Origin of the sequence: Cryobacterium sp. PH31-O1, assembly GCF_030063455.1 — a bacterium.
GTDB lineage: Bacteria > Actinomycetota > Actinomycetes > Actinomycetales > Microbacteriaceae > Cryobacterium.
Genome location: NZ_JASITB010000007.1, coordinates 108642 through 132859, shown reverse-complemented (window position 1 = coordinate 132859; position 24218 = coordinate 108642). Strand labels below are relative to the sequence as shown.

The window sequence follows — 24218 nt, the reverse complement described above, 5'->3', positions numbered from 1 at the left end:
GGTTCGGCGGGTTCGCGGCAGAGCGGATGCTGCCGGCTGGGCCAGCCGGCAGCATCCGCTTTCGACAGCGGTTAGGCGAAGTGCTTGGCCACGTCGGCGACGTCGACCTGCTCACGGTCGCCGGTGCGACGGTTCCACAGTTCGACGATGCCGTCGACGGCGCCGCGGCCCACAATGACGATCCACGGCACACCGATGAGCTCGGCGTCGCCGAATTTGACGCCAGGCGAGACCTTGCGGCGGTCGTCGTAGAGCACCTCGCGTCCGGTGGCCTCGATCGCCGCGACGACGGCCTCCGAGGTGTCGAAGACGATCTCATCCCGCCCGGTGGCGATGACGTGAACGTCGAACGGGGCGACCGATTCGGGCCAGATCAGGCCCTTTGCATCGTTGTTGAGTTCGGCGATGACCGCGAGGATGCGGGTGACGCCGATGCCGTATGAGCCCATCGTGACGGTGACCAGCTTGCCATTCTCGTTGAGAACCTTGAGTCCGAGCACTTCGGCGTACTTGCGGCCGAGCTGAAACACGTGGCCAATTTCCATACCGCGAATGAGTTCGACCGGGCCGGAGCCGTCGGGGGCGAGGTCGCCGGCGCGCACGTCAGAGGCCTCTACAACGTCATCGATGACGAAGTCGCGGCCGGCGACGAGGCTGAACACATGGCGATTGTCTTCGTTAGCGCCGGTAATCCACTCCGTGCCGGCCACCACGCGCGGGTCAACCAGGTAGCGGATGCCCGTGGCAGATTTCGCGCCGAGTACCGCGCCGTTCTGCCCCCATGGGCCGATGTAGCCCTTGACCAGGCCGGGATTCTTGGCAAAGTCGCCCTCGGTGGCGGCCTCGACCTCGGCGGGAGCGAACGCGACCTCGACCCGCTTGAGGTCAACCTCGCGGTCGCCGGGAACGCCGATCGCGATGAGTTCCCTGGTGCCGTCAAGGCTGGTCAGCGCGAGCACCACGTTTTTGAGCGTGTCGGCTGCCGTCCACTCGCGTCCATCCAGGCGGGGGTGTTCGGCGTTGGCCTTGTCGACCAGCGTCTGGATGGTCGGGGTGTTCGGCGTGTCGAAAACCTGCGCGGCGGGCAGCGCACTGGAATCCCGGTCAGCCGGAACGAGGGTGCGGAACGCCTCGATGTTGGCGGCGTAGCCGCCGGCGCTGCGCACGAAGGTGTCTTCGCCGACCGGCGTGGGGTGCAAGAACTCTTCGCTCTTGGAGCCGCCCATGGCGCCGGCATCCGCTTGCACGATCTCGTAGTCGAGGCCGAAGCGGGTGAAGATGCGCTCGTAGGCGTCACGCTGCAGCTGGTAGCTCGCGTCGAGGCCGGCGTCGGTGTAGTCGAAGGAGTAGGCATCCTTCATGGTGAACTCGCGACCGCGCAACAGACCGCCGCGCGAACGCGCCTCGTCGCGGTACTTGTCCTGAATCTGGTAGATCGACAGCGGTAGGTCCTTGTAGCTGCTGTACAGATCTTTCACGAGCAGCGCGAAGACCTCTTCGTGGGTCGGCGCGAGCAGCATGTCGGAGCCCTTGCGATCCTTCAGGCGAAACAGGCCCTCGCCGTATTCGTCCCAGCGGCCGGTCAACTCGTAGGGTTCGCGCGGCAGCAGGGCTGGAAAGTGCACCTCGTGCGCGCCAGCAGCGGTCATCTCTTCGCGGATGATGCGCTCCACTTTTGACTTCACCCGCAGGCCAAGCGGCAGCCAGGCAAAAATGCCCGGGGCCTGGCGACGGATGTAACCGGCCCGAACGAGCAGGCGGTGGCTGGCCACCTCGGCGTCGGAGGGGTCTTCGCGGAGAGTACGGAGGAAGAAGTTGGACAGACGTGTAGGCACCTGTCTACCTTACGCGCGCGCCGCCATCCGCTCCCCCATCGTCGGCTGGTGAGGCCGGCTGGAGTTCACTCCAGAGCCAATGCAGAGCGAAGTACAGGGTGTCGCACGACCGTCTTCTGCCCGCGCACGTGGCAGACCAGCAGCGCGAGCAGCGACAGGCCGCGCATGCAGTGAAGGCGAGCGCCTTCCCCACCGCCGACCTAGTTGGCGCCGACCTAGTTGGCGCCGACGGAGACCGTGGGGCTGCCGAGTTCGGCGGCGGGCATCTCGGCGGCGAGACGGTTGGCCTCTTCGATGAGCGTCGCGACGATCTCGGACTCGGGCACGGTCTTGATGACCTCGCCGCGCACGAAGATCTGGCCCTTTCCGTTGCCGCTCGCGACGCCGAGGTCCGCTTCGCGGGCCTCGCCCGGTCCGTTGACGACACAGCCCATGACCGCGACGCGCAGCGGCACCGTCATGCCCTCAAGCCCGTCGGTGACATCGTTGGCGAGCTTGTAGACATCCACCTGGGCCCGGCCGCAGCTGGGGCAGGAAACAATCTCGAGCTTGCGTTCGCGCAGGTTGAGCGACTGCAGAATCTGCAGGCCCACCTTGATCTCCTCGACCGGCGGGGCGCTCAGCGACACGCGGATGGTGTCGCCGATCCCCTCGCCCAGCAGAAGGCCGAACGCCGTGGCGCTCTTGATCGTTCCCTGAAAGCTCGGGCCGGCCTCGGTGACGCCGAGGTGCAGCGGCCAGTCACCGCGCTCGGCGAGCAGCCGGTAGGCCTTGACCATGATCACCGGGTCGTTGTGCTTGACCGAGATCTTGAAGTCGTGAAAGTCGTGCTCCTCGAACAGGCTCGCCTCCCAGACGGCGCTCTCCACGAGCGCCTCAGGTGTGGCCTTGCCGTACTTCTGCATGAGGCTTGGCTCGAGCGACCCGGCGTTGACGCCGATGCGCAGGCTCACGCCGGCCGCCTTGGCCGCAGCAGCGATCTTGCCGACCTGGTCGTCGAACTTGCGAATATTGCCGGGGTTCACCCGCACGGCAGCGCAGCCGGCATCGATCGCCGCGAAGACGTAATTCGGCTGAAAGTGGATGTCCGCTATGACCGGAATCTGGCTCTTCTTCGCGATGATCGACAGCACTTCGGCGTCGTCGCGCGTGGGCACCGCGATGCGCACGATGTCGCATCCGCTCGCCGTGAGTTCGGCGATCTGCTGAAGCGTCGCGTTGATGTTCGTCGTCGGAGTGGTCGTCATCGATTGCACGCTCACTTGAGCATTGCCACCGACCAGGACCTTTCCGACCTTGATCTGACGGGATTTACGTCTGGGAGCGAGTACCTCAGGTACTTTGGGCATCCCCAAGTTGATTGCAGCCACTTGCCTAGCTTAGTTGTCGTGGTGTGAGCCAAGCTGAATGCTTCCCCGGTTCAGTGTTCGAGCTGGGCCAGCAGCGCCTCCAGGAACGCCGCCGGGTGTTCGAGGTGTGGCGAGTGCCCGCACTCGGCCAGTTCCAGTTCGGTCACCTCTCCACCGGCCTCGTGGTACGCGCCCACCGCACGGGTCTGCTGGATCATCGGCTGCGGCGGCGCCACGTCGACTCCTGGCCAGCCCGGGATGACGCCGAGTTGGCCGAGATAGTTGAGGTCGAAGAACGAGGTGTCCGACACGATGACGTCGTCGGTGCCGTGGATCCACAGGATGGCCGGTTTCTCAGCCAGGTCCACAATGCCGGTGGTGTTGAAGTGACCGGGAGACATGGTGTTGAGCACACCGCTGCCGCCGGGGGCGAAGCCGGGCCAATTCTCGGAAAACGCCGAATCCCCCGGATAATTGCCGATGCCGGTCGCCGTGGTGAGCATCGACTCGACCCAGACGTCGTCGTGCTCCGAACTGAACGGCGGCTTGACGTAGGTGGTCTGGTAGACGGTGCGGGGGCTGGTCGGGTCGAAACCACGATCACCGCTCAGCAGCCGGGCGACAAAATCGGGGTTTGCCCCGCCACCACCCGTACCGGCGTCGTCGATGCTGAGGCGATGGCCATCCGCTCCCCCGGTGCCTCCGAAGCCGTACGGAGAGACCGGGGCAACGAGGGTGAGGGTCTGGACCAGGGCTGGGTGGTCGAGCAGCAGCTGCATCGTCACGCCCCCGCCCATGCTCCAGCCCACGAGGTGCGCCCGGTCTACGCCAAGCTCGGCGAGCACCGCGGCGACATCGTCGGAGTAGTCGGCCAGACCCCGCGTGGCATCGACGGGCAGGGTCGCACTGGTGCCGAAGCCGCGCAGGTCGATGGCGAGCGCACGCACCGACGCAGGCAGGGCCAGCATGAGCGGCTGCCAGAACAGTGAGGATGACACATTGCCGTGCACGAAAACGATGGTCGCGGTACTGGTTGCTGTTGCCGACCGTTCGAGCACTCCAGCACGTAACCGCGGAGTGAGAACGCTGCGTGCGGTGATGCCGTCGAAGATATTGCCTGTGCCGGCGGTACGGGTGTCGCTCATGATCGGGGTCCTCTCTGACTCCTCAAGCGGAACATTCAGATGTGCTCGCGTGCAGTATGGCAGGTGTGCTCGCGCACCGTCGCCGCAACCCGATCGGCCCCACGATCACTCATCACGACCGTGTAGTGATTGACGTCGTCGACCTCGTTTGCCGTCAACGACGGCAAACGAGCCGCCCAGTCGGCGACGGTCGCATTGTCGTAGAGTGCGGTCGGTTCGTTCTGCAACCCGCGCGGTGCCCGCAGAAAACTCATTGGCACGGTCAGGCCGGTCAGCGCCTCGGCGAACCCGTTGGAACCGTCAAGTTCCATCACGTTTTCGGCCACGGCCCCCAGCCGCGCCGATGGGTGCAGCGTCGGCGCTGCACCATCGAGGTCGTACCGGGCAAAATCGGCGACCCCGCGCGACCAGTCCGAGCGGAACGCGGGGTGACCGCGCCAGAAGTTGAGGTACGCCTCCTCCGTTTCGAAGGTCTGCGACAGTCGTTCGGCTGCCGGACCGAGCATGAGCAGCGGATCGATTCCCGCGTCACGCGGTATCGGCAGCCCACCGTCGACCAGAACGAGCGAGTCGACCCGGTCGGGGTAGCGGTGCGCGAGCCAGACGGCGACGAACGCACCCATCGAATGCCCGACCACGACCACCCGCTCCACCTCCAAAAAGTCCAACAACCGTGCCAGATCCTCGGCTTGGCGACGCAGCCCGTACGGTCCGGGCAGAGCATTGCTGCGAGCGCGACCGCGCAGGTCGGGGGCGACCACCCTCTGGCCGGGGAGGCGGTCGGCTAGCCACGGCCAGGTGAGATGGGAGGCGGTGATGCCGTGGACGGCGAGTACCGTCGCCGACTGCTGCGCGCGCCACTGGCCACCGAAAAGCTCGCCGCCGTCGACCGGGGCGTGGAACGGCTGGTAGTCGTTTCTCATGGCCTTCTCAGTTCCACTGTTCGTTTGGTGCCGAGTGCACCCTCGATGAAACGCATCATCTGCTCAAAAACATGCTCGGGCACGGCACGGGTTCCGCTCGCGAACGGATCAGATCCTGGCCCTTCCACGCCGTCGTCGTCCCCCCACAACACCCAGCGCATACCGATCATCTCGCCGATGCCCATAAGCGCCCAGGCCGCGACGGTCGGATCGATATCGCTGATCTCCCCGGCCGCCCCGGCGGCGCGCAGTCCGGCAATATAACCCTCAACGATGCGGGTGTAGTGCAGTCGGAGGGCACCAGGCGAAACGAACTCCGCCTCGCGAATCACTCGATACAGGGCGGGGTGGTCGGCGGTGAATTGAAAGAAAGCCCGAAACCCGGCGCGCTCCGAATCGAGGCGATTTTCCGTGACAGCGGATGCCGCGCTCATCGCCAACCGCACACGGTGATTAAGGTCCTCGACCAGTTCATTGAAGATCTGCAGTTTCGAGTCGAAATACAGGTAGAACGTGCCCTGGCCGATGCCAGCGGCATCCGTTATTCGTGAGATCGACGCGTCGGCGTAGCCGACCCGCGAGAACACCTGCTCGGCGGCCTCGATGAGTTTGCGTTTCGTTTCTTCGCCTCTGGCGGTGCGCGGCATTCCGGCGCTCATTGTTCGCTTCCTATCTTCTGAAAATCAAGACCGTTCTGCCAGCTCTCCAGGAGCTGGCGCCGGAGAACCTTGCTGCCGAGTGATCGTGGAATCTCCGGCACGAAGCGCACGAACGCCGGCACCTTGAATGCGGCTAGTTGGGTGCGGGCATAGGCCACGACGCCGGTCTCATCGGGTGAGAATCCGGGCGCCAGCACAATGAAAGCGACACCGACCTCACCCCAGCGCTCGTGCGGAACCCCGATAACGGCGACCTCGGCGACCGCGGCGTGCTCGACCAACACGGTTTCCACCTCGGCCGGAGCGACGCTTTCGCCGCCCGAAATGAAGATGTCGGTGAGCCGGTCGATCACAGCGAAGTAGCCGTGATCGTCACGACGCACGAGGTCGCCGGTGTGCAACCAGCCGCCGCGAAGGGTTCGAGCGGTCTCCTCCGGTGCGCGAAAATAGCCGGAAAACACACCGGGACCACGCACGAGCAGTTCGCCCGTCGCAGCACCGCCGAGCAGCTCGCCGGTGACCGGATCGGCTACGGCGACCTCCACGTGCGGGTACGGCTTGCCGGCATACCCGACCATGCTGCGCGCCTCGTCGTCAGGCAGGCACAACACGTTCGGGGAAGCCTCGGTCAGGCCATACCCCTGGGTGAGAGCCACCCCGCGGGCGTGCCAGGTGCGCAACAGCGGCGCCGGCATTGGCGCACCGCCGACGACGGCATGGTTCAGGCTCGACAGGTCGGTCGCAGCAAAGTCAGGGTGCTGCGCGAGGAACAGGTAGTTCGCTGGCACACCCATCATCGTCGTGATCCGGCGGTCCGCAATCAGGTGCAGCACCCGACCGGGGTCGAAAGTGCGCTCGAGCACGACGGTGGCCCCCATCCACCAGGCCAACAAGGGCTGGATGTTCCAACCGCCAACGTGATACTGCGGCATCACAGAGAGCACGACATCCCTGCTGGTGATCTCGGTGATCCGGGACAGCGACAGGTTGGTCCAGAAGCAGTTCGTGTGGGTCAGCACGACGCCCTTGGCCGGTCCGAGGGTGCCGGAGGTGAACACAATCAACAAGGGGTCGTCATCGCACACAGCGCGGGTCACCAATGAATCGTTTGGGCGGCGACGCGGGGCAGGCACGACGGTTTCGACACCGCGAAGGCCGAGCAGCGTTGACGCGAGGGGCTCGGGAAGGCGACTTTGGGCATCCGTTGCCAGGGTCTGGAACTCGTCCTCGACCAGCAACAGTGCCGGATCGGCGAGCTGCAACTGCGCGGCAAGTTCCCGGGGTGCGAGCCGCCACGACAGCGGCACGAGCACGAGGCCAGCCTGGGCGCAGGCGAAGAACAACACCACCTGATCTGAGCTGTTGCCGGTGATGGTCGCGACCCGGTCTCCGACGCCGAATCCGGCGGCGCGAAACGCGGCGGCGAGGTCGCCGGCCCGGTCGTCGAGATCGCGGTAGCGCAGCGTGACGCCGCGGTCGTCGACGGCGACTCGTTCAGGTGTGGCGCGGGCGCGGTCGCGGGTCCACCGGCCCAGGGTGTGCAGGTCGTCGGTCATAGCTCCTCCACCTCAAGCATGCGCTCCCTGGTGCGACTTGACGGTCGATGCGGCCGCCCGCTGCGCTTGGTCAGACCGGCCAGCCCGCCCGGAAGGAACAACACCACGAGGATAAACAGGGTGCCGAGAATGAACAACGGCTGCGACAGCGGAATTCGCAGCGGGTCGGGTAGGCCGGCGATGAACTCCGACCCGGCGAGGGCGGTCAGCCGCTGGTCGAGCAGCGTGTAGACGATCGCGCCGAGCACGGCACCCCAGCGCAGCCCGACCCCGCCGAGCACGACGATCACCAGCAGGGTAAGCGTGAAGTCCGGTGTCGCGACTCGGGGAGACACCCCGCTCTGCAGCAGCAGGAACGCAGCCCCGGCCAGGGCGGCGAGGGCACCGGCAATGCTGAAGATGAGCAGCCGCACAAAATAAGGACGGATACCGATGACGCGTACTCGGAGTTCGTTCTCGCGCGTCGCAGCCACGACGTGCCCGGCTCGGGATTTCTCCACCCACAACACGACGAGGTAGACCGTGACGAGAACCGCGAGCGAGAGCCAGTACAGGTTTCGGGTATTGAGCACCCCGACGAGTGCATCGGGCACGTGCGAGACATCAAGGGTGAGTCCCTCCTCGCCGCCGGTCTGCCCGCCCGGGTTACGGCGCACCACAACCGAGCCAGCCTGGGCGAAAGCGAGGGTGACCATGGCGAAGGAGATGCCGGTGACCCGCAGGCTGACCGAACCGACGAGCGCAGCCAGCACGAACCCGATCAGCACGGTGATGAGGACGGCCACGACGAAGGTCGCGCCGGTCGGCAGCCAGCTCGGCGAGAAGTTGCGCAGCACGATTCCGAGGCCGTAGGCGCCGGCCGCGAAGAACAGCGCATGCCCGAAAGAGAGCATCCCGGCCAGGCCGAAAAGCAGGTGGTAGCTGAGCGCGAGCGCCCCGATGAGCATGGCGTAGGCGAGCAGCTGCAGGGTGCCCGGCGTGTAGGTCGGGCCGGGGAACACCCCGGGAATGCTGATATTCAACAGCGGCAGCAGCAGCATGAGCAGCACCAGCGCGGCACTCGCAGCTATTTTTGTGACCGGACGGGCCCAGATAGCTTGGTTAATCTGACGGGGACTCATGCTTTTGCTCCCAATAGTCCGCGCGGGCGCAGCAGCAGCACCGCGGCGAGGGCAAGCACCACGGCGAGGTCGCCGGTGCCGCCGAGATAGAAGTTCGCGAACTGCTGCAACACCGCCACCAGAACGGATGCGATCGCCGCCCCGGCCAGCGACCCCAGGCCTCCGATGACGGTCACGATGAAGGCGAAGATCAGCAGGGACCCGCCAATGTGCGCCGAGACGTAGCCGTAGTAGATCGAGGCGAGCACCCCGCCGAGGCCGGCAGCAGCACCGCCGATCGCGAAGACCAGGGTGAAGGCGCGGCGCACGTCGATGCCGAGGGCGGTGACCATGAGCCGATTCTCGACGCCGGCCCGGATGATCAGGCCATACCGGGTGAATTTGAGGAACAGCACGATCGACACGAGCACGAGCACCGCCACGACGATGAGCATGAACCGATTGTTCGGAATGCGAGCACCGAGAATCTCGGTGGTCTGCCCGAGCCATGACGGGCTCGTGACATAGGTCGGGTCGGTGCCCCAGATTCCTTCGAACAGGGCCACGGAGGCGAGTGCGAGGCCGACGGTCACGAGCACCTGTTCAATGTGCCGGTTATAGAGCCGACGAATGAGAAAGAATTCGGTCGCGGCGGCGACGAGCGCACCGACCACGGCTCCGGTCAGCATGGCGGCGGCAAGGGCCCACCAGGATCCGTCGCTCAACCGGAGGGCGACCTCCCAGCCGATGAAAGCGCCGATGGTCAGGAAAGAACCGTGCGCGAAGTTGAGCACACCCATCAGGCCATAGATGAGCGAGAGGCCGGAGGCGACCAGAAAGTAGAGAGCCCCCAGGCCGAGGCCGGTGATGAGCAGCAGAACGATGGTGCTCATGCGTTCACCTCTGCGCTTCCGCTGTGCACACCCAGGTAACGCTGGATGCGTTCGGGGTCGTCGAGTAGTTCCGTGGCTTCGCCGGTGAAGACGACGCGCCCGCCCGATAGGACGACCACCCGGTCGGCGAGCTGCCTGATTACCTGCAGGTTTTGTTCCACCAGCAAGATCGGCACCGTTTTCGCGGCGGCGAGCAGCGCCTGGGCGACCTCGCCCACGATCTTCGGCGAGAGTCCCTTGGTCGGTTCGTCGACCAGTAGCAGCCGGTTCTGGTTCAGTAAGGCGCGGGCGAGCGACACCATTTGCTGCTGTCCGCCGGAGAGCGTGCCGGCCAGCTGGGCCTGGCGTTGCACCAGGTCGGGAAAGAGTTCCTCGACCAGGGCCCTATTGAGGAGGGCGGAGCGTTCAGCGAGTTTCAGGTTCTCAGCGACGGTGAGTTTGCCGAAGACTTCGCGGTCTTCTGGCACATAACCGATGCCGAGCTGCACGACCTTGTGGGTCGGCAGCCGGTCCACCCGGCGTCCGCCCAGGGTGACCTCGCCGCTGCGGTCGATCAGGCCGAGGATCGACTTGATCGTGCTGGTCTTGCCGACGCCGTTGCGGCCGAGGAGTGCGGTGACTCCGGTATCTGGCACGTCGAACGAGACGTCTTCGACAACCTGCTGCCCCTCGATGCGACCGTACAGGTTGCGCACGGTGAGGATGTTGCTGGTGCTGGTGCTCATACCGGGTCTCCGAGATAGGCGGACTGCACCGTGGGATTGTTCATCACGGCATTGGGGGTATCGCAGGCGAGCAGCTCGCCGTGGTGCATCACCGCAACGCGGTCGACCAGGCCGAGCACAACCTCCATGTGGTGTTCGACCATGAGCACGGTGCGGCCACCGCGGTGCAGGGTGCGAATGACTTCCATCAGGCCGGGCACGTCGCCGGAGCCCACGCCGGCCATCGGCTCGTCGAGCAGGATGACGCTCGGATCCATGGCCAGCAGCATCGCGATCTCCAGCTTGCGCTTGTCACCGTGAGAGAGACCACCGGCCAGGCTCTGGGCGTGATCGGCGAGGCCGACCTCATCGAGTTGTGCGGCGGCCAGCCGGGTGGCGGCATCCGTTACCCGGGGAAAGCGGGTGACGAGGCTGCCGCCGCCGGCCTTGGCCTGCGCGGCCAGACGCACGTTTTCGGTCGCACTGAGCCCGTTGAACAGGCTGGATGTTTGAAAGGTGCGGCCGAGACCGGCCCGGGCCCTGACATGGATCGGTTCCCGGGTCATGTCGCGGCCATTCAGCCGCACCACACCTTGTGTGGCAAACAGCACGCCGGAAATCAGGTTGAACAGGGTTGTCTTACCGGCCCCGTTGGGGCCGATCACACCGAGCATCTCGCCCTGCCGGATCGACAGCGACACATCGTTGAGGATGCGGGCACCGCCGATCTGCAGTCCGACACGCTTTAAGGTGAGCACATCCATGCTGAGCACGGGCGCATCCGGCATCGGGTTACTTTGCGGCGGAGACGGGCGGGGCGACGGTCTTCGCGTCGACGGTCTCGATCAGTTCCGGCGACCACGTTCCATCGGAGCCTTCGTTAAGCGTGGCCTGGAACATCGGCTGCAGCACGGCGTGGTCTTCGGCGCGGATGGTGATCGAACCCTTGACCGAATCGAAGGTGTAACCCTCAAGCGAGGCGATCATGTCGTCGACGTTGTCGCCGCCGCCCTCACGCACGGCCTGCACGAGCAACTGGGCGGCAACGAAGCCGTCGGGCGAGAACAGATCCGCCTGCGCATCGTTGCCCTCGAGGTAGCCGATCATGGCCTTGCTCTGTTCGTTGTCGGTGGCTGACGCGAAGTAGTGCGAGAGAAAGCTGATCTTGCCGCTCGCCTCGCCGTAGGCACCGTAGGTTGAGACGTCACCGAGGCCGGTGACCACGGGAACAGCGTCGAAGACGCCCTGCTGCTGCAGCGCGGTCCACATGGCGCCGGTGCTGGCGCCGGCCCAGGCGACGAAGATGAGGTCGGGTGCGGCGTCCAGCAGCTGCTGCGCGAACGGGGTGAACTCGGTCGCGTCCTCGGCGACGAGTACGCCATCAACCGTCGCGCCCTTGGCGCCGAGAACAGCCTTGACGCCGGCGAGGTTGCCCTGACCGAAGGCGTTATCCTGAGCAAAAACCACGATCTTCTTACCGCTCGGGTCGCCGATGAACGTTCCGGCGGTCGCGACATCCTCGTAGGTCTGACGTCCGGAACGGAAGGTGTAGTCGTTGATGCCCGTGATCGCGTCGGCTGCGGCGGGGCCAGAGATGTACAGGATCTTATTTTGCGCGGCCTGCTCGGCCAGGGTGACGGCGATACCGGAGACAACCGTGCCGGCCAGAATCTGGTAACCCTTCCCGATCAGGTCCTTGGCGACAGAGACAGCGGTGTCCGGGTTGCCCTGGTCGTCTTTCCAGGTGATGTCGAGCTCACGGCCGTCGACCGTGCCGGTGCCGTCGGTCGCGTAATCGAGTCCGGCCTCGAAGCCAGCGGTGTAGGCGGCGCCGTAGGCGGCGAGCGGGCCGGTCGCGGAGGTGATCATGCCCACCTGTACGGCGGCATTGTCGGTGGAACCGGCGGCTGCTGTGCCGCCGGTCGTTGCAGTGGGTGCGCATCCGACCAGGGTGAGGGCGGCGACGGCGATGAACGCCGGGGCCAGGAACATCTTTGTTACCCGCATGGAATTAGCCTCTGTTCTTTTTAGTTGCTTGCTGTTGAGTTGGTGTGACGCCAGGAGGTGCTGTGCGAGGGACTGCCAAGAAAATAACCCAAACATGACAGGTGGTTCAGGTATCAGGAATCTATGGGCGATCGACGCTAGTGTCAAGAGGCAGGCGTAAACCGGTACCCAGACGTGGCCAATATGCTGGATACCTCACCTCACTGACAAAGGAGTCCCGATGAACGACGTCGTTATCCTGGCCGGATCACGCACCCCGCAGGGTCGCGTGAACGGGCAACTCTCGTCCCTCACTGCCGTTGACCTCGGCGCCGCCGCCATTGCTGGCGCCCTCGCTCGCGCCGGAGTGGCTCCGGAGCAGGTCGATTTCGTACTCATGGGGCAGGTCCTGCAAGCCGGTTGCGGGCAGAACCCGGCCAGGCAGTCCAGCGTGGCTGCCGGCATCCCGTGGAATGTGCCGGCGATGACGCTCAACAAGGTGTGTCTCTCCGGCCTTGCGGCGGTCATCGATGCCGCCCGCCTGGTGCGGCTCGGCGAGGCGGACGTGGTGGTGGCCGGTGGCCAGGAATCCATGTCGCGCGCTCCCCACCTGCTGCCGGGCTCCCGCCAGGGTTGGGCGTACGGAACCGTCTCCGCCATCGACCACGCCGCCCACGACGGCCTCACTGACGCGTTCGATGGCCTCTCGATGGGTCTCTCCACCGAGCGCGCCAACGCGGAGCTCGGTCAGACCCGGCTCGAGCAGGACGAGATCGCCGCTGCCTCGCATCAGCGGGCCGCCGCTGCCGCCGCGAGCGACGTGTTCAGCGACGAGATCACCCCGATCAGTGTGCCGCAGCGCAAGGGCGAGCCGCTCCTCGTCAGCACCGATGAGGGTGTACGCGCCGAGAGCACCACCGACACTCTCGGCCGGTTGCGCCCGGCCTTCGACCCGGCGGGAAGCATAACCGCCGGCAACGCCGCCCCATTGAGCGATGGCGCGAGCGCCCTCGTCGTGACCAGCCGCGACTGGGCCGAGAAGCACGGCCTGCCCTGGCTCGCCGTGATCGAGGCGAGCGGCCAGGTCGCCGGCCCGGACAACTCCCTGCACTCCCAGCCGGCCAATGCCATCCTGCACGCCCTCACCCGGCAGGGGTGGACTGCGGCCGACCTCGACCTGGTCGAAATCAACGAGGCGTTCGCATCGGTCGTGGCCCAGTCGTCGAAGGTGCTCGGGGTATCCGCCGACGTCGTGAATATTCACGGCGGCGGCATCGCGATCGGTCACCCGATCGGGTCGAGCGGCGGGCGTGTCGCCCTGCATGCCGCGCTCGAACTAGCTCGGCGCGGCACCGGCAAAGCCGCGGTCGCCCTGTGCGGCGGCGGCGGCCAGGGCGAGGCGCTACTGCTGTCCCGGTAGTAGCTGGCCAGTAGCTGGCCCGGCTGTCAGGCGGGCGGCGCCTGGCTGTCTGGATGGTTGGCCCGTAGTACTTCGAGCCGGGCGCGATACTCGACCTCGTCGATGTCGCCCTGGGCGAAGCATTCGGCGAGGGTATTCTCGGCGCTGCGGGTATCCGCTTGGCCTTGCCAGGCTTGGCGCCCGCTCGCCCGAACGGTTCGACCCCACCGGCGGCCGAAGACAGCGATCAGCCGAAGAGGTTGATCGGCTTGACGATGTCGGCGTAGATGAGCAACAGGCTCATCCCTCCGAGCAGAATGACAACCGCGAGCGTGAGCGGCATGAGCTTGGCCATGTCGACCGGTCCAGGGTCGGGCCGTTTGAACAGCTTCGCGAAGAATCGACGGATGCCTTCCCACAGGGCCCCGGCAACGTGGCCGCCGTCGAGAGGCAGCAGGGGAACCAGATTGAACACGAACAGGGCGATATTGAGCGATCCGAGCAATTGGAACATGCTCGCCACCTTGGTGGCGACCGGGATCGTTTCGATGCTCGCGATCTCACCCGCAACCCGGCCTACACCGACCACACTGATTGGACCGTTCAGGTCGCGCTCCCCCGGACCGAAGGCAGCATTCGCGACGGCAACCAGCCGGTCGGGCAGGTTGAGGATCATGTGCGCGACCCCGCCGATGTTGTCGCCGACTGCGGGCAGCACGGCGGTGGCGGGCTGGGGCACGAGTTCGCTCGCCGCGCCGATGCCGACAAAACCGACATCCTCGGTCAGCAACGCGCCGGAGCCATCCGTTTTGATCTTCTGCGCGGCGGTGTAAATGTAGCGCTCGGTGAGTTTGGGGGTGAGGGAGAGATCTACGTCGATGCCTTCGCGTTCAACGACGACGGCGAGGGTACGGCCGGGGGCTGAACGGATGATGCCGGTCGACTGCTCCCAGCTGGTGATGGCGGTTCCGCCGATGCTGATCAGACGGTCGCCCGGCTGCAAGCCGGCGGCGGCACCGGGCGAGGCTTCGTCGGCGGCCTCACAGGTCTGCCGGTCGCTCGATGCGGGCAACACACACTCACTTACGCTGCCGATGGTCGTGCTGATCTGCGGGGTGCCGAACCCCATGAGCAGAATCGCGAACATCACGATGGCGATGAGCAGGTTCATGGTCGGCCCGCCGAGCATGATGATCACGCGTTTGTAGACGGGTAACCGGTAGAACGCACGGTGGTCTTCGCCATCGCCGATGGTCTCGGCGCTCGCCTGACGGGCGTCATCGACCAGGGTGGACAGGGCGCTCGACTTCTTCTCCGGCGCGCCCTCCTGCACCATCTGGTCGAAGAATCCGGTGGTGGTGCTGCGCGGAGCTCCGCCCTTCTTCGAGGGAGGGAACATGCCGATCATGGCGATATAGCCGCCCAGAGGGATGGCCTTGACTCCGTACTCCGTCTCGCCCTTCGTACGCGACCACAGAGTCGGGCCGAAGCCGATCATGTACTGGGTTACTTTGACACCGAACAGCTTTGCGGGCAGCAGGTGGCCAATTTCATGCAGGCCGATAGACACGGCAAGTCCCACGACAACAATGGCGACGCCCAGAATGAACAGCAGTACGGTTTCCACTGTCGTAGAGTATCCGCACCAAGCTGCAAAGCGGCTGGCTGTGCGAGCCGACCTGCCGATTAGGGGGTTCATGTGGTTTGCTAGAGGGCGGACGCACCAGGAGGTCCCCCCTGTCTTTCGAACCTATTCCCACGCAGCAGCTACCGGTGCCAGCAATATCCGGCCCGGTCGGCAGCCTGTTAGCCGACCGCTTTCTGATCGGTGGCCTGATCGGCACCGGCGGGATGGCCTCCGTGTATCGGGCGACCGATACGGCGCTCGGCCGCACCGTTGCCATCAAACTCTTTCGGGCCGATGGCGGCGCCTCAGAACCCGAACGCCAAAGCGGCGAGATCGCCCTACTAGCGAGCCTGAACCATTTCGCCCTTGTCACCCTGTTCGACGCCGGAACCACAACCGTCGAGGGCGTTCCGCGCACCTTCATCGTGATGGAGCTCGTCGACGGTCCCGACCTGCGGACTCGCATCAACGATGGCCCCGTGTCGAGTGTCGATGCCGCCGCGATGGGCGCCGACCTCGCCGAAGCGCTGCACTACGTGCACGAACGGGGCATCATTCATCGGGACGTCAAACCGGCCAACGTGCTGCTGGCGCCATCCGATTTTCCCGCCCGCAGTATGCACGCCAAGCTCGCCGACTTCGGCATAGCACGGCTGCTCGATGAGACCCGACTCACCGCGACCGGGTCGCTACTGGGCACAGCGAGCTATCTCAGCCCCGAGCAGGCTCTCGGCGCGGCTATTGGCGCCCCGACGGATGTCTACTCCCTCGGCCTGGTCCTGCTCGAGTGCCTGACCGGGCTGCGGGCGTATCCCGGAACCGCCGTGGAGTCGGCGATGGCCCGGCTTCAACGGCAGCCGGAGATTCCGAGTGATCTCGGCCGGGACTGGTCAGAGGTACTCGCGGCGATGACCGCGCGCGATGCCGCCGACCGCCCCACGGCGGCCGAGGCTTCCCTACTTCTGCGCGCACTCGCGACCGACACCGCCCACCAGAACGCCAGCCAGAACGCCAGCCAGAACGCCAATGCCACTGGGCCGACACTGCTGATGCCTGCCCTGACCCCGGCGCCCACCCTGCTGCTTGCGGCTGCCGATGCCGCTCCCACCGAGATCCTCAAAGCGGATGCTGCCACCAGCACCAGCACCAGCACCAGCACCGTGCTCCCGATCAAGCCGCGCCGCCCCGCGAGCCGGCGCGTGCCCGTCTTGCTCGCAACCGGGGTCGCCCTGATCGCCCTCGCAATCGCAGCCCTGGTCATTCTCAACCCCGCCGCCAACACCGTGGTTCCACCGAGCTATCCAGCCGTCGACGGCACGCTCGGCACCCACCTTCACGAGCTGCAAGAAAGCGTGAACCCGTGATTCGACGCCATCGTCTGACCCTGGTCGCGGCCGTCGCTGTCGGGCTCCTGCTGCCCCTGGCCGGTTGCGCGGCAGATCCCGTGGACCTGCAGGCCAGCACCGCCGAGAGTCTGCAGGGTGAGATCTTGCAGATCAGTGAGGCGGCAGCCGCCGGGGACTTCGCGAGTGCCCAGACTCTGCTCACGGCCATGCAGGAAAACCTGCAAACGGCAACGGCTTCGGGCCAGGTCAACGCCGAACGATCCGCCTCGATTCAGTCCGCAATCAACTCGGTTCGCGACGATTTGACCGTTGAAATCGATGCCGCCGTCGTAGCCGCCGCAGCCGCAGCCCTGGCAGCGGAGGAGGCGGCAGCCCTTGCTGCGAAGCAGAACGACGAAGACGCCCAAAAGAATGCTGAGCAGGCCAAGGAGGACGCGGAGAAGGCCAGAGAAGCCGCGAAAGACGCTGCCGAAGACGCCAAGGAAGCCAGGGAAGACTGCCCGAAGGACAAGGACAAGGCCGGCGAGTGCAACTAGTGCGCTAGGCCAACCAGCGCTCGCAACTGGTGCTTTAGTGTGCCGCGATGAGTTTGTCAGCCGCGGCACGCGCCCACCGCTCGGCATCGGCGAGCGACTCCCGGGTGAGCTCCGAGCTTTGTTCGTGTGATTCGACCACGCGCAGCACCGTGTCGACGATGTCCAGAAAACCGATGCGCCCGGCGTGAAAAGCCGCAACGGCCTGCTCGTTGGCCGCGTTGAACACCGCGGGATAGGTGCCGCCCTTGCGGCCGACCTTCTTAGCCAGTTCGACCGCCGGGAAGGCCGCGTCGTCGAGTGGTTCAAAAGTCCAGCTGTGCGGCAGTGTCCAGTCGATCGGGGTACCGACAGCGGCGACCCGATTCGGCCAGTCCAGCCCGAGCGAGATCGGCAGGCGCATGTCCGGGGGGCTTGCCTGCGCGATCGTTGATCCGTCGACGAATTCGACCATGGAGTGCACCACGGATTGCGGGTGCACGACGGCGTCGATGCGGTCGTATTCCACGTCGAACAGCAGGTGCGCTTCGATGATCTCCAAGCCCTTATTCACGAGGGTGGCCGAGTTGGTGGTCACCACGAGTCCCATGCTCCAGGTGGGGTGCGCGAGGGCCTGTGCTGGGGTGACCCGGGCCAGCTGCTCCCGCGTAAATCCACGAAACGGCCCACCGGATGCCGTCAGCACGAGTCGACGTACCTCGTGCGGGGTTCCGGCCAGCAATGCCTGCGCGATGGCCGAGTGTTCGGAATCGACGGGCACAATCTGCCCGGGCGCGGCGAGCGATTTCACCAGGTCGCCGCCGACGATGAGCGACTCCTTATTGGCCAGGGCCAGGGTACGACCGGCCTTCAATGCGGCGAGCGTCGGTCCGAGACCGACCGAACCAGTGATGCCGTTCAGCACAACGTCGGCGTCGACGTCGCGCACGAGCTGCTCGGCAGCATCCGCCCCCAAGGCTGTGTGCTCAACGCGAAAGTCAAGGGCCTGCGCATCGAGAAGCTCACGGTTGCTTCCGGCCGCGAGACCGACGACCTCGAACCGTTCGGGGTTGGCGCGAATGACGTCGAGGGCCTGGGTTCCGATCGAGCCCGTAGACCCAAGAATGATTACTCTCTGCACCCCTCCATGCTACGTGCATGCCGCGGGTCATGTTCGGTGCGCGGTAACTGTGGCGTAGGGTCAACGGGTGACTGGTGCCAAAGCAGAACCCATAGACGACGACGCAACCGACACCAGCGATAGCGAATCCGCAGCGGTCCCTCTCGACGAGCCTGCAGACCTGCCCGACGAACCGGAACGCGTGAAGCGTCCGGGTTTCGTCTACTTTCTGGGGTACGGCATCATGGCGCCCGTCGCCCGTGTCGTGTTCCGCCCGCGCATTCTGGGGCGGGAGAACATCCCCGCTACGGGCCGCGTCATCCTGGCCAGCAACCACCTCTCCTTCATCGACAGCATCGTCATTCCACTCGTCGCAACCCGACGGGTGCAGTTCCTCGCCAAATCGACCTACTTCACCGGAACCGGTTTCAGGGGTTGGGTCTCCCGCACGTTCTTCACCGCGATCGGCGCCATCGGGGTGGAACGCGGTGCCGGACAGGCCGCGCAGCTTGCCCTCGATGAGGGTCGGGCGGTGCTCGACGCCGAGGGTGCGTTCGCGATCTATCCGGAGGGTACCCGCTCACTCGACGGCCGTCTCTACAAGGGCCGCACCGGCGTCGCGTGGCTGGCCCTCACCACGGGGGCCGTCGTGGTTCCGGTGGGACTGATCGGTACGCAGGAGATTCAGCCGGTCGGCACCAAGGTACCCCGCATTCGTAAGGTCACGGTCAGCTTCGGTCAACCGCTCGACCTCAGCCATCATGGCCACGCGACGTCGGGCAAGGCCCGCCGTCAGGCGACGGATGAGATCATGGCGGCCATTCACGGCCTGTCCGGCCAGGAATTGGCTCATGCCTACAACGAATCGCCGCCGGTGGGCACGCTCAATCGTCTCGCCCGCCGGGTCTTTCCGCGCGAGCGCCTGTAGCGGCCAGTGGCGATCCGGTCAGCAGGCACCGCCGACCGTCATAGGCTGGAACAATGACTGCAACGTATTCGGTGCCCCAGCAACGCAAGCTCGTGACGGCCCTTCCCGGCCCCAAATCGGTTGAACTTCAGGCCAGGCGCGAGAAGACGGTCGCCCGCGGCGCCGGCACTCTTGCCAACATCTATATGGACCACGGCGCGGGAGCCATCCTGGTCGACGTCGACGGCAACCAGATCATCGACCTCGGCTGCGGAATCGGGGTGACCACGATCGGTCACGCGCATCCGGAGGTCGCAGCTGCGGCATCCGCTCAGGCAGCGAAACTGACCCACACCCTGTTCACGGTCACGCCCTATGAGAACTATGTGGCCGTCGCCGAGAAACTGGCCGCGATCACCCCCGGAGATTTTGAGAAGCATTCCGTTCTCGTCAACACCGGCGCTGAAGCGGTGGAGAACGCGGTGAAGATTGCCCGTAAATTTACCGGACGCCGAGCCATCGTGGCCCTCGACCACGCCTTCCACGGTCGCACCAATCTGACCATGACGATGACCTACCGGCCCTGGCCGGAACGCGCCGGAATGGGCCCCTTCCCCGGCGAGATCTATAGTGTGCCGACGAGTTATCCGTTCCGTGACGGCCTGAGCGGGCTGGAAGCGGCCGAGAAAACCATCGACTACATCAACACCCACATCGGCGCGACCGAGGTCGCTGCGTTCTTCGTCGAGCCGATCCAGGGCGACGGCGGAATCGTGATTCCCGCGCCCGGCTACTTCAAGCGCATCCGCGAATTCTGCACGGAGAACGGCATCGTCTTCGTGGCCGACGAGATTCAGGCCGGCATTGCGCGCACCGGCGTGTGGTACTCGATCGAGCACCACGACGTCGTGCCCGACCTCGTCACCACGGCCAAGGGCATCGCCGGCGGGTTTCCGCTGGCCGCAGTGACCGGCCGCGCCGACATCATGGATTCCGTGCAGCCGGGCGGCATCGGCGGCACCTTCGGCGGTAACCCGGTCTCGACCGCTGCCGCCCTCGCGGTGTTCAACCTGATCGAGCGGGATGATCTGCTCGGCGAGGCGAAGCGGGTGGAGGCCGCCCTCTGGGCACGTATCGGCGACTGGGCCGAAAGGTTCCCCATCGTCGGCGAGGTGCGCGGCAAGGGCGCGATGTTCGGCGTCGAGCTCGTGCACCCCGGAACCAGGAAGCCCTACCCCGAGGCCCTTACCGCCGTGATCAAGCACGCCACCACGAACGGTGTCATTGCCTTGGACGCTGGCAGCTGGGATTCCGTGCTGCGCATCATGCCCAGTGTTGTGATCTCCGACGAGCTCATCGACGACGCCGCGACCGTGCTCGAGGAGGCCCTCACCGCTCTCGTCGCGGCCTACCCGGCGTAGGCGCTGGCACCTAACCAGCGGCGGCGCCGGCACCGACCCAGTGAGTAATGTCGACGGAGTGGGTCGGCGGCAGGTCGATCGCCGATGGGCTGATGACCGCCAACACGCCGGCCTCCGGGCGCGTCATTGTTCGGCTACCGGTGCGGCGGATGCCGACGGCTCCGGCGTGGGCACCGGAGCAGGATCGGGCGTGGGCGACGGCGTGGGCTCCCCTGCCTCGGACACCGGCACGAGGGGCCGTACCTGGGCGAATGGGAACGGTGACGGTGCGGCATCCGCTTGGTGGGCCTGTCCGAGAAGATCGTACGTGTAGTCGATGTCCGCAGAGGTCACGAGCCGGAGCGGAAACACGTTCCACCCGCTCCCGCCCGGCACCAAGAGGCTCGGCACCACCATGTCCTGCTCGCCGACCGCATCGAGCTGGGGCAGGTAGTCGGTATTGGCCGGGTCGTTGACCACGTTGAGCGCACGGCCGTCCTGGTCGAACAACTGCACATCCGTGAGCGGCTGGCCGTCGGCATCGTAGGCGAACAGGTTGGTTACTTGCTCGCCGTTCTGCATGAGTCCGGGCGCAGGATACGGGTTGTAGTCCACGTATGCACTGTTCTGGGCACCGGTCTGGTTGGCCGTGATCAACAGCACCATCGGCAGGACAAGAACCGTGCACACGCTCACCACGGTGCGAAAACCGGGAAGCCAGCGCCAAGGCAGCCACCGGCCACGGCCCCACTGCACGCTCAAGACCACGAAGGCCGTCAGAACGAGCCACCGCAACGGATCGGTCGGCACGGTGCTGATGGCGCCGCCCAGAAGAGCCGCTGCCACCGCGTAGACGACCCAGCCGCGCAGCACCCACCACAGCGGGCGCAGCACGAGCATAAAGTCCAGCAGTTGGCTGCCGGCGGCACTTGAGCGGATGCGCCGGGTCGCGCCCGCCCGCAGCGCACCGACCCGGGTGCGCTGCCGGCGCAGCCACGGCACCCGGGCGGGAGCATCCGTTCCTCGCACCGGAAGCCCAGCAGCGCGGCGCAGCTCGTCGGCGTAGGCGACCGGATCGTCGAGCTCGAAGTCCGGCGCCGCCGAGTCAGCGGCCTCGACATCGGCCGCCTGCTCCGTCAGGTCGGCCTCGAGTCCGTCAGTGAGCTCATCGACGTCGTCGGTTGGCAGATCGCTCAGGGCAGTTCGCACAGCGAGGGCGAAGTCTCGAATGGACTGGGTGGTCGTGGCGGTGTCGCTCATAAGTTATCGCCAATCGTGGCTAGGGAGACGGAAGGCTGCGGTTTCTCGAGCAGCTGGCTGAGGGTGTCGGCGAAGTGGGTCCAGTTCGCGCGCTGTTCGGCGAGCATGGCCCGTCCGTGCGGGTTCATCCCGTAGTACTTACGGTGCGGTCCGCCATCCGAGGGAACGACGTAGCTCGACAGTGCACCCGCGCTGTACAGTCGCCGCAGGGTGCCATAGACCGAGGCGTCCCCGACCTCATCGAGCCCGGCGGCGCGCAACCGGCGCACAATGTCGTAGCCGTAGCCGTCCTCGTCTACGATCACGGCCAGAACGGCCAGGTCAAGCACCCCCTTGAGTAACTGGGTGGTATCCATCACATCCCCTTCGAATGGTCGAAGCGCTCACATACGCCTTCAACGCATCCCACACTACTACGCAAACCGCACTACTGCGCCATGCGCGCTCTCTAAACGCCTCGACGAGCCGTGCCCGGAACTCACGGCTCGCGCGCGCCCTGCGTTTCTAGACCGTGGTGAGAGGCTCGTGCTCGACCGGAAAATTCATCGACGCTGCGATGAAGCATTCACGGGCCGCCTCCGCGTGCAGCGACTGCGCGAATTCAACCTGGTTCGGGTCGGTGATCGTCACGCGGGGGTGCAGGGTAGCGGATACGAAACTGCCTCCGCCAGCCGGGAGCTGCCGCAACGTGCCGCTGGCGGAATCGGTGTAGGCCACAACGGTCACACCGTTGCGCACGGCGACATGCAGGTAGGACAGCATGTGGCACTGGCTGAGCGCGGCCAGCAGCAGTTCTTCCGGATTCCAGCGCTCGGCGTTGCCATGAAAGGTGGGATCACTTGACCCTTTGATGACCTCCTTGCCCTCGGCCCCCTTTCCGAGCGGCGTGATCGTGTGCTGGCGCCCGTAGGCCCGGTAGTTGGTCGTACCGGTGCCCTGGTTGCCCGTCCAATCCACCCGCACCGCGTAATTGTGCTCACCGATCATGATTCCCCCTCGAAAATCGCTCGACCTCGACAAAATGCCGGGTGTCCAACAATTCTGACAGCACAACCAGCGTCGTGGGGAATGGGATCGGTAAAGTGGATGCATCATGACTGACACCCGCACAGACTCCGCCACCACGTCCGACGCAACCACGACTGCCGCAATCAGCTACACCGTTGCACAAGAACGAAAGATCGTGACCGCTATTCCCGGTCCGATCTCGGCGGCGTTGCATGAGCGGCGCCGCGCGGTCGTCTCCGACGGGGTCAGCTCCATGCTTCCCGTTTACATCGCCAAAGCCAACGGCGCGATCCTTATCGACGTCGACGGCAACCAGTTCATCGACCTCGGCGCCGGGATCGGCGTGACGACGATCGGTCATACCGAGACCAGCGTCGTTGCCGCGGCCGTCGAACAGTCCCAGGACTTCATCCACACCCTCTTCACCGTCACCCCGTACGAAGAATACGTTCGGGTCGCCGAGCTGCTCGCCGAGCACACCCCGGGAGATTTCCCGAAGAAGAGCGTGCTCATCAACTCCGGTGCCGAAGCCGTCGAGAACGGTGTGAAAATCGCCCGCAAGTACACCGGCCGGCGCGCCGTCGCCGTGCTCGACCACGCTTACCACGGCCGTACCGTGCTGACCATGGCCATGAACTATAAGGCCATGCCGTACGCCACCGGCTACGGCCCGCTCGCGAGCGACGTCTACCACGCGCCGAGCTCCTACCCCTATCACGACGGCCTGACCGGTACCGAGGCGGCTGCCCGCACCATTGCTTACCTCGACAAGGTGATCGGGGCGAGCGACCTGGCCTGCCTGGTGGTCGAACCGATCCAGGGCGAGGGCGGTTTCATGGTGCCAGCGGATGGCTACCTCCCGGCCCTGCAGGAATGGTGCAGCATCAACGGTGTCGTCATGATCGCCGATGAGATTCAGAGCGGAATGGCCCGCTCTGGCAAGTATTACGCGAGCGAGCACTTCGGTTGGATCCCCGACCTCGTACTCAGCGCCAAGGGAATCGCCGGCGGCTTCCCCCTCGCCGCTGTCACGGGCCGCGCCGAAATTATGGATGCCTCCCAGCCAGGCGGCCTCGGCGGCACCTTCGGCGGCAACCCCGTCTCCTGCGCCGCAGCGATCGCCGTTTTCGATGCGATCGAGGCCAACAACCTGCTCGGCGAAGCGCAGCGCATCGAGAAGTCCCTCACCGCGGGCCTGACCGTGCTGAAGAACAAGTACGACATCATCGGTGAGATTCGCGGCCGTGGTGCCATGATCGCGATCGAGCTCGTGCAGCCGGGGACCGGCGACACCACCAAGGCCCCCAACGCCGCCGCTGTCGCCGCCATCTCGACCTACGCCGGCCAGCACGGTGTTCTGCTGCTCACTGCCGGCACGTTCGGCAATGTGTTGCGCTTTCTGCCGAGCCTGGCCCTGTCCGACGCGCTCATCGTCGACGCCCTCTCGGTGATCGACGACGCCATGGCCGCCCACGCCGCCGCCCTCTGA

The 24218-nt window shown here is 65.7% G+C and carries 22 protein-coding genes; 6 read left to right on the top strand and 16 right to left on the bottom strand.

The annotated features are described in order from the left end of the window. Positions 1 to 71 precede the first annotated feature (71 nt). The 11 genes from QMK31_RS14605 to QMK31_RS14555 form a co-directional block, all read right to left on the bottom strand. Positions 72 to 1835 carry a proline--tRNA ligase gene (locus QMK31_RS14605; RefSeq protein WP_283501674.1) on the bottom strand — a complete coding sequence of 588 codons (1764 nt, stop codon included), beginning with the start codon at positions 1833 to 1835 and terminating at the stop codon, positions 72 to 74. Positions 1836 to 2050: 215 nt separating this feature from the next. Then, positions 2051 to 3205 carry a flavodoxin-dependent (E)-4-hydroxy-3-methylbut-2-enyl-diphosphate synthase gene (gene ispG, locus QMK31_RS14600; RefSeq protein WP_283501673.1) on the bottom strand — a complete coding sequence of 385 codons (1155 nt, stop codon included), beginning with the start codon at positions 3203 to 3205 and terminating at the stop codon, positions 2051 to 2053. A gap of 50 nt (positions 3206 to 3255) precedes the next feature. Continuing rightward, entirely contained in the window at positions 3256 to 4329 is a 1074-nt protein-coding gene (locus QMK31_RS14595) for an alpha/beta fold hydrolase (RefSeq protein ID WP_283501672.1), read from the bottom strand. Between the two features lie 35 nt (positions 4330 to 4364). Then, positions 4365 to 5252 carry an alpha/beta fold hydrolase gene (locus QMK31_RS14590; RefSeq protein WP_283501671.1) on the bottom strand — a complete coding sequence of 296 codons (888 nt, stop codon included), beginning with the start codon at positions 5250 to 5252 and terminating at the stop codon, positions 4365 to 4367. Next, positions 5249 to 5911: a TetR/AcrR family transcriptional regulator gene (locus QMK31_RS14585; RefSeq protein WP_283501670.1), complete on the bottom strand. Its 663-nt coding sequence runs from the start codon at positions 5909 to 5911 to the stop codon at positions 5249 to 5251. Before QMK31_RS14585 ends, QMK31_RS14590 begins: the two co-directional genes overlap by 4 nt. After that, positions 5908 to 7467, bottom strand: a complete 1560-nt coding sequence (locus QMK31_RS14580) for a class I adenylate-forming enzyme family protein (RefSeq protein WP_283501669.1) — start codon at positions 7465 to 7467, stop codon at positions 5908 to 5910. The genes QMK31_RS14585 and QMK31_RS14580 overlap by 4 nt, the downstream gene beginning before the upstream one ends. Next, positions 7464 to 8588 (bottom strand): branched-chain amino acid ABC transporter permease, encoded by a 1125-nt coding sequence (locus tag QMK31_RS14575; protein WP_502853282.1) that lies wholly within the window; start codon positions 8586 to 8588, stop codon positions 7464 to 7466. The genes QMK31_RS14580 and QMK31_RS14575 overlap by 4 nt, the downstream gene beginning before the upstream one ends. Next, complete coding sequence (locus QMK31_RS14570) at positions 8585 to 9460, bottom strand: branched-chain amino acid ABC transporter permease (protein ID WP_283501668.1); 876 nt, start codon at positions 9458 to 9460, stop codon at positions 8585 to 8587. The genes QMK31_RS14575 and QMK31_RS14570 overlap by 4 nt, the downstream gene beginning before the upstream one ends. Further along, complete coding sequence (locus tag QMK31_RS14565; RefSeq protein ID WP_283501667.1) at positions 9457 to 10185, bottom strand: ABC transporter ATP-binding protein; 729 nt, start codon at positions 10183 to 10185, stop codon at positions 9457 to 9459. The genes QMK31_RS14570 and QMK31_RS14565 overlap by 4 nt, the downstream gene beginning before the upstream one ends. After that, the gene (locus tag QMK31_RS14560; RefSeq protein ID WP_283501666.1) at positions 10182 to 10952 is read right to left on the bottom strand and encodes an ABC transporter ATP-binding protein; all 771 of its coding nucleotides are present in this window, start codon (positions 10950 to 10952) and stop codon (positions 10182 to 10184) included. The genes QMK31_RS14565 and QMK31_RS14560 overlap by 4 nt, the downstream gene beginning before the upstream one ends. Before the next feature lie 4 nt (positions 10953 to 10956). Continuing rightward, positions 10957 to 12171: a substrate-binding domain-containing protein gene (locus QMK31_RS14555; RefSeq protein WP_283501665.1), complete on the bottom strand. Its 1215-nt coding sequence runs from the start codon at positions 12169 to 12171 to the stop codon at positions 10957 to 10959. 220 nt (positions 12172 to 12391) lie between these two features. On the opposite strand from QMK31_RS14555, the gene QMK31_RS14550 reads away from it, so the two are divergent. Next, positions 12392 to 13570, top strand: a complete 1179-nt coding sequence (locus tag QMK31_RS14550; protein ID WP_283501664.1) for an acetyl-CoA C-acetyltransferase — start codon at positions 12392 to 12394, stop codon at positions 13568 to 13570. Between the two features lie 226 nt (positions 13571 to 13796). Here QMK31_RS14550 and QMK31_RS14545 read toward each other — a convergent pair whose 3' ends face one another. Then, positions 13797 to 15176, bottom strand: a complete 1380-nt coding sequence (locus QMK31_RS14545) for a M50 family metallopeptidase (protein WP_283501663.1) — start codon at positions 15174 to 15176, stop codon at positions 13797 to 13799. Positions 15177 to 15322: 146 nt separating this feature from the next. Here QMK31_RS14545 and QMK31_RS14540 point away from each other — a divergent pair, with 146 nt between their 5' ends. Next, a complete protein-coding gene (locus tag QMK31_RS14540) occupies positions 15323 to 16540 on the top strand; it encodes a serine/threonine-protein kinase (RefSeq protein WP_283501662.1) in 1218 nt (405 codons plus the stop codon). Next, complete coding sequence (locus QMK31_RS14535) at positions 16537 to 17058, top strand: mucin-associated surface protein (RefSeq protein ID WP_283501661.1); 522 nt, start codon at positions 16537 to 16539, stop codon at positions 17056 to 17058. Before QMK31_RS14540 ends, QMK31_RS14535 begins: the two co-directional genes overlap by 4 nt. Before the next feature lie 34 nt (positions 17059 to 17092). Here the strand turns inward: QMK31_RS14535 and dxr are convergent, their stop codons facing one another. Next, complete coding sequence (gene dxr, locus QMK31_RS14530; RefSeq protein WP_283501660.1) at positions 17093 to 18175, bottom strand: 1-deoxy-D-xylulose-5-phosphate reductoisomerase; 1083 nt, start codon at positions 18173 to 18175, stop codon at positions 17093 to 17095. A gap of 67 nt (positions 18176 to 18242) precedes the next feature. Between dxr and QMK31_RS14525 the strand changes: the two genes are divergently transcribed. Next, on the top strand, positions 18243 to 19082 hold the full coding sequence (locus tag QMK31_RS14525; RefSeq protein ID WP_502853278.1) for a lysophospholipid acyltransferase family protein: 840 nt from the start codon (positions 18243 to 18245) through the stop codon (positions 19080 to 19082). Between the two features lie 53 nt (positions 19083 to 19135). Further along, positions 19136 to 20482 carry an aminotransferase class III-fold pyridoxal phosphate-dependent enzyme gene (locus tag QMK31_RS14520; protein ID WP_283501659.1) on the top strand — a complete coding sequence of 449 codons (1347 nt, stop codon included), beginning with the start codon at positions 19136 to 19138 and terminating at the stop codon, positions 20480 to 20482. Positions 20483 to 20605: 123 nt separating this feature from the next. Here the strand turns inward: QMK31_RS14520 and QMK31_RS14515 are convergent, their stop codons facing one another. From QMK31_RS14515 to QMK31_RS14505, 3 genes are all read right to left on the bottom strand, one after another. Next, positions 20606 to 21721, bottom strand: coding sequence for a hypothetical protein (locus tag QMK31_RS14515; RefSeq protein ID WP_283501658.1), 1116 nt, complete (start codon positions 21719 to 21721; stop codon positions 20606 to 20608). Further along, the gene (locus QMK31_RS14510; RefSeq protein ID WP_283501657.1) at positions 21718 to 22077 is read right to left on the bottom strand and encodes a PadR family transcriptional regulator; all 360 of its coding nucleotides are present in this window, start codon (positions 22075 to 22077) and stop codon (positions 21718 to 21720) included. The genes QMK31_RS14515 and QMK31_RS14510 overlap by 4 nt, the downstream gene beginning before the upstream one ends. 148 nt (positions 22078 to 22225) lie before the next feature. Further along, entirely contained in the window at positions 22226 to 22711 is a 486-nt protein-coding gene (locus QMK31_RS14505; protein ID WP_502853337.1) for an OsmC family protein, read from the bottom strand. 103 nt (positions 22712 to 22814) lie between these two features. Here QMK31_RS14505 and gabT point away from each other — a divergent pair, with 103 nt between their 5' ends. Continuing rightward, positions 22815 to 24218, top strand: coding sequence for a 4-aminobutyrate--2-oxoglutarate transaminase (gene gabT / locus QMK31_RS14500; protein ID WP_283501655.1), 1404 nt, complete (start codon positions 22815 to 22817; stop codon positions 24216 to 24218).

What these genes read in the sequence shown, in the direction of transcription:
- QMK31_RS14595 (WP_283501672.1), bottom strand. Translation starts at nt 4,329, where the DNA reads ATGAGCGACACCCGTACCGCCGGCACAGGCAATATCTTCGACGGCATC.
- QMK31_RS14590 (WP_283501671.1), bottom strand. Translation starts at nt 5,252, where the DNA reads ATGAGAAACGACTACCAGCCGTTCCACGCCCCGGTCGACGGCGGCGAG.
- QMK31_RS14585 (WP_283501670.1), bottom strand. Translation starts at nt 5,911, where the DNA reads ATGAGCGCCGGAATGCCGCGCACCGCCAGAGGCGAAGAAACGAAACGC.
- QMK31_RS14580 (WP_283501669.1), bottom strand. Translation starts at nt 7,467, where the DNA reads ATGACCGACGACCTGCACACCCTGGGCCGGTGGACCCGCGACCGCGCC.
- QMK31_RS14575 (WP_502853282.1), bottom strand. Translation starts at nt 8,588, where the DNA reads ATGAGTCCCCGTCAGATTAACCAAGCTATCTGGGCCCGTCCGGTCACA.
- QMK31_RS14570 (WP_283501668.1), bottom strand. Translation starts at nt 9,460, where the DNA reads ATGAGCACCATCGTTCTGCTGCTCATCACCGGCCTCGGCCTGGGGGCT.
- QMK31_RS14565 (WP_283501667.1), bottom strand. Translation starts at nt 10,185, where the DNA reads ATGAGCACCAGCACCAGCAACATCCTCACCGTGCGCAACCTGTACGGT.
- QMK31_RS14560 (WP_283501666.1), bottom strand. Translation starts at nt 10,952, where the DNA reads ATGCCGGATGCGCCCGTGCTCAGCATGGATGTGCTCACCTTAAAGCGT.
- QMK31_RS14555 (WP_283501665.1), bottom strand. Translation starts at nt 12,171, where the DNA reads ATGCGGGTAACAAAGATGTTCCTGGCCCCGGCGTTCATCGCCGTCGCC.
- QMK31_RS14550 (WP_283501664.1), top strand. Translation starts at nt 12,392, where the DNA reads ATGAACGACGTCGTTATCCTGGCCGGATCACGCACCCCGCAGGGTCGC.
- QMK31_RS14520 (WP_283501659.1), top strand. Translation starts at nt 19,136, where the DNA reads ATGACTGCAACGTATTCGGTGCCCCAGCAACGCAAGCTCGTGACGGCC.
- QMK31_RS14515 (WP_283501658.1), bottom strand. Translation starts at nt 21,721, where the DNA reads ATGAGCGACACCGCCACGACCACCCAGTCCATTCGAGACTTCGCCCTC.
- QMK31_RS14510 (WP_283501657.1), bottom strand. Translation starts at nt 22,077, where the DNA reads ATGGATACCACCCAGTTACTCAAGGGGGTGCTTGACCTGGCCGTTCTG.
- gabT (WP_283501655.1), top strand. Translation starts at nt 22,815, where the DNA reads ATGACTGACACCCGCACAGACTCCGCCACCACGTCCGACGCAACCACG.